Source organism: Phyllobacterium sp. MT110 (genome assembly GCF_058792715.1).
Map to the genome: position 1 here is coordinate 40,946 of NZ_JBXAFE010000010.1, position 8,528 is coordinate 49,473.

Below are 8,528 nucleotides of genomic sequence, written 5' to 3' on the forward strand. Positions count from 1 at the left end.
AATGGTTGTTGCGTGTTCATCCCCGACCCTTCCTATGATCGATGAAGCGATTGAGCAGGATGGCTGCAACGATGATAATACCGGTGACAGTCATCTGGTAGAAGGAGCCCAATCCCAGAAGATTGAATATGTTGCGGAGAACCTGCAGCAGCATCACGGCAAAAAAGGTACCGAGCACGCCGCCACGTCCACCGAAAAGACTTGTACCACCCAGCACAACTGCAGCGATGGCGTCAAGCTCAAGCCCCTGCGCCGCTGTAGGCTGGCCAATGCGCAGGCGCGATGTCAGAAGAATACCGCCCAATGCCGCCATGAACCCTGACACCGCGAAAACCGCCGTGATCATGAAGCGGGTCGGCAGGCCGGACAGCCGGGCTGCTTCAGGATTGCCGCCCGTCGCGAAGACATATTCGCCGAACACGGTGAAGCGCAGCACCAGCCCGGCGACAATGCACAGGACAACGAAGATCAGACCCATCGATGACAGGGAGAAGCCGGGCAGAAGCGGAATCATCGTCGAGCTGATCGACGCGAAACCCTGCGGCAGACCGCTCACGGGTACACCGTCGGTCATCAGATAGGTGATGCCACGGAACGAGACGAGCCCGGCCAAAGTCACAATAAAGCTCGGCACCTGGGCAAGCGCGCTGATTGCCCCCATCCCGGCACCGCAGGCCGTCCCCACCAGTGCCGTTATCGCAACCGCCACGAAGGGATCAAAGCCGTGCGACATCAGCACGGCAACCAGCATGCCGCAAAGTGCAACGACACTGCCGACAGACAGGTCGATATTGCCGGTCAGGATGACGAAAGTCATGCCGATCGCAACCACGCCAACAACCGCAGCCTGCTGAAACAGATTGGCAATATTGGTAAAGGTCAGGAAGTTGCTCGACAGCGAGGTCGCGATAACAACCACTGCCAGAAAGATGACGATGAAGTTGTACTCGATCGCCAGATCGACAAGACGCTTGCCCAATGCCGGCGTATCGGCTGGCGGCAAGGCGGTTTCAGTGTTGGACATGATTTTCACCCAGAATTGTTGCCCTCAATATTGCGTCGCGGTCCGCAACCGAGGGATCGTATTTGCCGATGTTGCGGCCTTCATGAAAGACCCAGATCGTGTCGCAGGCGGCATAAAGCTCATCGAGCTCGCTGCTGGCAACGATGACGGCAGCCCCTTCCCGGGCGAGCCTGTCGACCAGATTGTAGAGATCCGCCTTGGCGCCGATATCGAGGCCACGGCTGGGCTCATCGAGAAGCAGCACGCGCGCGCCGTTGATGATCCATTTTGCCAGGACGACCTTCTGCTGGTTGCCGCCGGAAAGCTGCACGACAGCCTGCTCCGGCCGTCCATATTTGGTCGACAGGCTTTTCAGAACCGGCGCCGTCTTTTGCTTTTGCAGCGAATGGCGCGTCAGCCAGCTCTCGCGCATGGATGGCAGTGTTGCATTCTTGTAGATCGGAGCGTGCAGGACGAGGCCTTCCGTCTTGCGGTTTTCCGGCACCAGGCCGATACCGCTGCGGATGGCGTGAGCCGGGTGACGCGGATGGAAGGACTTGCCTTCCAGCTTGATGTCACCGTCGAAACGGTTGGCGCCGAAGAGGGACTTGAGGAACGAAGTGCGACCAGAGCCATTCAGCCCGGTCAAGCCGACGACCTCACCCCAGCGCACGTCGAGACCGCTGATATCAAGTCCTTCCGGTCCGCGCAGTCGGTTGACGCGGAGCGCGACATCGCCGGTCACCGGCTCGCGGGTTTTCCGTTCGATCAGCGAGCGCTGTTTGCCGATGATCGCTTCCACCAATGCGCCATCCCCGGTGCTCTTGACGTCGAATGTCTCGATGGTCCTGCCGCCGCGCAATACGGTGACCCGGTCGCCGATTTCGCGCAGTTCACCCAGCCGGTGGCTGACATAGAGTATGGCAACCCCCTGCCTGACGAGTTCGCGAATGACCTTGAACACGCTCTCAAGCTCGGTTTCATTGAGCGATGCCGATGGCTCGTCCATGATGATGATCTTGGCATCCATGGTCAGCGAGCGGGCGATCGCGGTCAGTTGCTGGTTGGCGACCGAAAGGGTCTCGACCCGCGCTTCCGGTTTGAAATGCGCGCCCACGCGCTTCAAAGCTGCGGCTGCCCGTTCCCGGCGCTCCCTGTGATTGATCAATCCAAACCGGCCCGGTGCATGGCCGAGAAACAGGTTCTGTTCGACGGTCAGTTGCGGGACGAGATCGAGTTCCTGATAGATCATCGAAATGCCAAGCCGCGCGGCCTGAGACGGAGAATGCAGGTCAACAGGCTTGCCATCCAGCAGAAGCGAACCGTCGGTCGGGCGGAAAGCTCCCGCTATGATCTTGAGCAGTGTCGATTTGCCCGCGCCATTGGCGCCAAGAAGACAATGCACCTCTCCGGCACGGACATTCAGCGAAGCCGACTCCAGAGCGGTGATATTGGGCGGGAATTTCTTCGACACCTGCTGGACGGTCAGAACATCAGTCGTCACTTGCGGCCTCCAATGCATAGCGGGCCGTGGCTTCGTCTGTAACGATGACCGAGACAAAACCGGCCTTCAGGGCAGCCAGGGCTATCTGCAATTTTTCCTCGCCCGCAACGACCCCTATCGAGCGCTGCTTGGTCTTGAGGTAATCAAGCCGAAGCCCAACCGTGCGGTCGTCAATCGTCTGATCAACGATGTTGCCATCCTTGTCGAGGAAACGGCCAAGAATGTCTCCGACGGCGCCCGCATCTTTCAGCCGGTCGATATCGGCCTCTTCAAGATAACCGGAACTGAGCAGCACGGATTCGTGTGTAATGCCGCCCATGCCGAAACAGACCACATCCGCCTGCATCGCAAGTTTGAGAACACGCTCGATGATTGGATCTTCTTCAAGCACTTCGCGGGTGCTTTTCTTGCCCAATATGGCAGGAACCGGCAAAAGCGTGGCGATGCCGTTGCCTGCCTTGGCGAATTCCTCCGCAACGGCACTTGTATGAGTTGAGGTCGAACGCAAATTCGTCGAGCCGTTCACCAGAACCACATGCACGCCCGGGTTCCAGTTGTTCGGCAGGAATTTGGCAACCGCGGACATGGTGCGGCCCCAGGAGACACCGATCAGATCGGCCTTGGGATTGAGGCCGGCCAGGTATTTCGCCGCTGCCTGCGCCACACTTTCCATGAGAAGGGCTGAATCCGTCGTTCCGCCCGATGGGACGACGATGGCGTCGCGCAGGCCGAATTCCTGTTGCAGGCGCACCTCGAGCTCCGTCCGCCGATAGGCGCGCGGCGTGATCTCGATACGCACAACCCCCAATTCCTTGGCTTCGATGAGCAGTCGCCCTACCTGCCAGCGCGTCAGACCGAGTTCCGTGGCAATCTCGCTCTGGGTACGCTCAAGATCATAATAAAGCTTGGCGACGCGCACCATCAGGTGCTCCCGCTGCTCGTCGGAAGGCAACCGGACAGATGGATTGATCCGTGCGTCGCTCATTGTGCAGCCCCCGCCAATTGCCTTGCGCTCAATGCATGCAGCGCCGGTGTCAATGTTTCGGTCGTATCCCGATAGAGCGCCATCGTATCCCGATAGCGCCGGCTGCGCACGGGGTCAGGCTGCACTTCCCGCGCCGGAGCAGCGCAGGCTTCCGACGCTGCGATGAGGTCGGGAAACAGTCCAAGCGCATGGGCGGAACACACGGCCGTTCCGATGAGAGAGAGATTGTCATCACTCGCCACGTGAACGGGCCGATCGATTGCGTCGATTGTCGCCTGCAACCACAGCGGGTTCTTGCAGATGCCGCCAGCCATGACGATCCGCTCGACGGAAACGCCGCGTTCTTGCAGAACCGCAACGACATTGGCGGAACCAAGCGCAATGGAATCCACCGCCGAGGAATAGATGTCTGCCCTATCATGACTGAGCGACAGGCCGAGGATTGCCCCGCGCAGATCCGCATCCCGGTAGGGTGTGCGGTTGCCCATCCAATAATCGAGCGTCAAAAGGCCTGAATCCTGCTCCGACACCACGGACGCTTGGCGGATCAGATCGCCGTGGCCCTGCTCGTCCAATCCGAAAATCGTGCTGCTGAACCAGTTGAGGATTGACCCGGCCGAAACCTGCCCCGCCTCCACCAGCCACAACCCATCGACGAGTGCATTGGGATAAGGTCCCCAGAAGCCGGTGACATTCCCCTGTTCCTTCAGATGTGTCAGATGCACAACGGATGTCCCGCCGATGATCAGCATGCCACCCGCAGCAACGGTTCCCGCACCAAGCACACCGATATGCGCATCGATGCCACCCTGGGCAAGAAGCGGTTGCGAAGCGATGCCAAGGGCTGCAGCAACGTCCGGTTTCAATGATCCGATAGCATCGCCAACCGGAACGATCCTTTGCGGCAGCTTGTCCCGCAACGTGGGAATACCGAGCGCTTCATAGATCTCTGGAACAAACGTGCTATTCTTTGAATCATAATTCCACTTGCAGGCGGCATTCATGCGCGAGCCTACCCACGCGCCGCACAGCCTGTAGTTGATGAAATCCAGCGCTTCGCAAATGATATCAGCCTCGGCAAAGATGGCTGGTTCGTGTTCGGCCAGCCACATCGCCTTGGGAACCAGCCATTCGACGGCATCGCCGCCGCCGCTATAGGCCATGACGGGATGATCAACCTTTTCCGTGGCGCGAGCCTCTTTGGCCGCCCGGCAGTCCATCCAGAGAATGGCCGGATAAAGCGGCGTGCTTTCCCTATCGCAAATCACAACGGAGGAAGCAGTCGTGGCAACACAAACCGCAGCTATTTCAGTCGATCCGCATTGCTCGACGGCCTGACGGCCGGCCCTCAGAAGCGCGTTCCACCATTCCTCGGGTTGCTGTTCTGCCCAGCCTGCACGGGGATATATGGTGGAATAGCTGGCTTCCGACAGCGAGAGCATGGTCCTGCGCTCGACATCGTAAACACCGGCGCGGACTCCTCCCGTGCCAAGATCAAAGTTCAGGACAAGTGTCATCCTGCCGTCTCCTCCCTCGATTCCCTGCCTCTTTCCGAAGTCTTTCAGGGCCGGAACATGACCTTCGAAAAGAACATGCTCCTGTCAGTCCGGAACTTTTCGAACATTCCCGGCAACTCGGCAAGGTCGAGATCATGAGTTATCATGAATTCCCATTCCAGTGCGCCGGATCCCAGCTTTTCCAGCGTCACCGTCCATTGCGGTCCCGGATAGGGCGCGCCGAACGAATTCCACGAGCCATGCAGCGATACCTCCTGCCGCAGGAAATGCTGGAATGTCTTGTTGTCCAGGGTTACCTCCGCAACCGGAATCCCGATGAAGACCACATGACCGCTCGGTGCGGCCATCTTCACCGCCATGTTGATCGACGACGGATGTCCAGCGGCTTCGATAATCGTATCGCAAAGCAAGTTGGCGGGAATGTCCGCACCGGACAGGAATGTGTGCGTTGCACCGGCACGCCGCGCCATGGCCAGCTTTTCCTCCGATACATCGACGGCAACCACATCGCTCGCGCCCATCAGCTTGAGCCATTGAATGGCAAACAGGCCAATCGGGCCACAGCCGATGACGCCGCCGCGCTGACCCATTCCGATACCGCCGGCTTTCCAAATTGCGTGAATGGCAATCGACGCAGGATCAGTCATGGCGACCGCTCTTGGGTCAATCCCCTTTGGTGTCTTCAAAAGGTTGGAAACGGGAACGCAGACGAATTCCGCATAGGCGCCGTCCCGGCGCGAACCGAAATAATCATAGTCATGGCAACGTGAAAACTGCCCCTTCTGGCACTGGTCGCATTCGAAGCATGGCAGCATCGGCGGAATGGCCACCAGTTCGCCGAGGTCAAAGCCTTCAACGCCTTCGCCAAGCTCAGTGATATGACCGGAAAACTCATGGCCGCAGATGAGCGGCATCCTGTGCGCGCCCTTGATCAGCATGCGCGGCAGATCTGACCCGCACACACCCACCGACGCGACGCGGACAATCACGTGTCCCGGTTTGATCTGTGGTTCCGGGACGTCTTCAAGGCGAATGTCGCCCGGGGCATAGAGAACTGCTGCACGCATCATGGTATCCTGTGGGTCTATAATAATGGGAGCTGCGGAACAGGTCTGCTCCGCAGGCTCGGGAGGAGGCCTTACTGGCCGAGAACGTGCGGGCGATATTCGGCAAACAGTCCGGCGCGGGGGAAATCTGCAACATTCTTGGACGTTACAAGCGCCGTGCCCGCATCGACAAAGGACGAAACCGGCTTCTTGGCCGCCGCTTCGCGGGCAACCTGAATTGTCACATCACCGAGATATTTGGGATCATTCAGCGCCGAACCGATATAGTTGCCGCCGTCGGCAATGATGGTGAGCGCTTCCGACAAACCATCCACACCGGCAACCAGCACATCGTTGCGGTTGTTTTCCTTCAGGACCTGCAGGGCGCCCAGCGCCATATCGTCATTGTGCGCATAGACAACCTTCACATCCGGATTGGCCTGAAGCAGGTCCTGCATGGCAGTGACCGCATTGGCGCGGATGTATTCCGCATAGGGACCTTCAACGATGGTGTGACCCGATCCTTCAATGGCGCTGTGAAAACCGTCGCGCCGGTCCATCATGACCGCGCCGCCGGCATCGCCCTGGATCTCGATGATCTTGGCTTTCTCGACACCGTCAGCCTTCAGGCGCGCGACAACCGCTTCGCCGACTAGCTTGCCCATGTTCTTGTTGTCGCGGCCGACATGGGCGGTAACGCCCTTGCCGTTGACGCTGCGGTCTACCGTAATGACCGGAATACCGGCAGCAACGGCTGCTTCGAGCGATGGCACGACCGCATCGGGATTGACCGGGTTGATGATCAGCGCGTTCACGCCCTGGGTAATCAGATCCTGAATGTCATTGTTCTGCTTGCTGACATCGCCATTGGCATCGAGGAAAACCAGTGTATCGCCGCCGGCCTTGGCGGCCGCTTCCGCTCCTGTCTTGAGCTGCACATAAAAGGGCGACTGCAAGGTCACCTGACTGAACCCGATTTTCAGGCCTTCCGCATTGGCTGCGGTCATGCCCAGACCTGCCACCAATGAAATGGCGGTTCCGGCAAAGGCGAATCTGAACAAAAAGCTGCGACGGTTGAGCATGGTTTTCCTCCCCAAAGACTCATTTTTCTGGTAAATCTACATTTGAGCAAATATCGCTCATTTGTTATTTTAGATAATCAGAAGTTGCCGAATGAGTCAACGCGGTTGACAAGATCGCCGGAGAAAACAAATAAGCATTTGAAATATATGTGATATTCATCCACCCCACGTGGCGTCTGTCCGGCAAATGCAGAGGGATCAGTGTGAACAAAGGATCTGCAGCAAACCACAAAAGTTGCATTTGCAGGTGAGAGCGCTCTAAGTTGGGCTCTTCGCATCGTGAGTTTGCACCATGTCCAGCCCAATACAGATCACGCCGGAACGCATTGTTGAAACCGAGCGTCTCATCCGGCCGCACATCCGGCATACTCCTGTTATACGGGCCGATCTCGGTGACTTCGGCCTGCCACCGCGCGGCGTCGATTTCAAACTTGAATTTCTGCAGCACTCTGGTTCGTTCAAGGCGCGCGGCGCCTTTGCCAACCTGCTCACCCGCCCAGTGCCGGAAACGGGCGTTGTTGCCGCGTCGGGCGGCAATCATGGTGCTGCCGTCGCCTACGCGGCCATGCGGCTTGGCATACCCGCAACCATATTCGTGCCCGGCGTCACCGCATCTGCCAAGGCGGACCGCATCCGCAGTTACGGTGCAAACCTCGTTGTTTCCGGAGACCGGTATGCCGATGCCCTGGCGGCGAGCGAGCAGTTCGTGGCAGAACGCAGGGCCATGCCGGTACACGCCTTCGATCAGCCGGAAACCCTGCTCGGCCAGGGAACGCTTGGCCTGGAAATCGAAATGGACCTGCCTGCCACCACGACCCTGTTGGTCGCGGTGGGTGGCGGCGGCCTGATTGGCGGGATTGCCGCCTGGTTTTGCGGCCGCGTCAAAATCGTCGCTGTCGAACCGGAGGGGGCACCGACCCTGCGCAGGGCATTCAGCGCAGGCAGACCCGTCGATGCGCCGACGGAAGGCATCGCCGCCGATTCCCTGGCGCCCAGGCGCGTCGGAGAACTGATGTTCCCGTTTGCCCGGGATTTTGTCGCACAGTCCGTGCTTGTCTCGGACGATGACATTCGTGCTGCGCAGTCCGCCCTTTGGGAGCGGCTGCGCATTGTCGCTGAGCCCGGTGGCGCCGCCGCATTTGCCGCGCTTCTGGCGCAGAAATATGTTGCCGGTCCGGACGAACGTGTTGGCGTTCTCCTGTGCGGCGCAAATACGGGCGCTGTGCAGTTTTAAGAGGGCTGCTCCGGCCTTCCTTAAACGACAAAGCCCCGCCGGAGCGGGGTTATGTTTGTGTTTTGAGATTGTTTTGTGAAAAGTTTGTTTTGAGATGTATCTGAGAGATTGGTTGCGGGGACAGGATTTGAACCTGTGACCTTCAGGTTATGAGCCT

7 protein-coding genes are annotated in these 8,528 nt (G+C 58.8%); 1 reads left to right on the plus strand and 6 read right to left on the minus strand.

Annotated elements, in window-relative coordinates:
* Positions 1-16: 16 nt before the first annotated feature.
* The 6 genes from AC1Q5O_RS26495 to AC1Q5O_RS26520 form a co-directional block, all read right to left on the minus strand.
* Positions 17-1,024: an ABC transporter permease gene (locus AC1Q5O_RS26495; protein ID WP_492567030.1), complete on the minus strand. Its 1,008-nt coding sequence runs from the start codon at positions 1,022-1,024 to the stop codon at positions 17-19.
* On the minus strand, positions 1,011-2,507 hold the full coding sequence (locus tag AC1Q5O_RS26500; RefSeq protein WP_492567031.1) for a sugar ABC transporter ATP-binding protein: 1,497 nt from the start codon (positions 2,505-2,507) through the stop codon (positions 1,011-1,013). Before AC1Q5O_RS26500 ends, AC1Q5O_RS26495 begins: the two co-directional genes overlap by 14 nt.
* On the minus strand, positions 2,497-3,492 hold the full coding sequence (locus tag AC1Q5O_RS26505; RefSeq protein ID WP_346305145.1) for a sugar-binding transcriptional regulator: 996 nt from the start codon (positions 3,490-3,492) through the stop codon (positions 2,497-2,499). The genes AC1Q5O_RS26500 and AC1Q5O_RS26505 overlap by 11 nt, the downstream gene beginning before the upstream one ends.
* Entirely contained in the window at positions 3,489-5,009 is a 1,521-nt protein-coding gene (locus tag AC1Q5O_RS26510) for an FGGY-family carbohydrate kinase (RefSeq protein WP_492567034.1), read from the minus strand. The genes AC1Q5O_RS26505 and AC1Q5O_RS26510 overlap by 4 nt, the downstream gene beginning before the upstream one ends.
* 44 nt (positions 5,010-5,053) lie before the next feature.
* Positions 5,054-6,076 carry a galactitol-1-phosphate 5-dehydrogenase gene (locus tag AC1Q5O_RS26515; protein WP_492567036.1) on the minus strand — a complete coding sequence of 341 codons (1,023 nt, stop codon included), beginning with the start codon at positions 6,074-6,076 and terminating at the stop codon, positions 5,054-5,056.
* Between the two features lie 71 nt (positions 6,077-6,147).
* Positions 6,148-7,137 (minus strand): substrate-binding domain-containing protein, encoded by a 990-nt coding sequence (locus AC1Q5O_RS26520; RefSeq protein ID WP_492567038.1) that lies wholly within the window; start codon positions 7,135-7,137, stop codon positions 6,148-6,150.
* Between the two features lie 292 nt (positions 7,138-7,429).
* Here AC1Q5O_RS26520 and AC1Q5O_RS26525 point away from each other — a divergent pair, with 292 nt between their 5' ends.
* Complete coding sequence (locus tag AC1Q5O_RS26525) at positions 7,430-8,371, plus strand: threonine/serine dehydratase (protein ID WP_492567040.1); 942 nt, start codon at positions 7,430-7,432, stop codon at positions 8,369-8,371.
* The last annotated feature ends 157 nt before the right edge of the window (positions 8,372-8,528 follow it).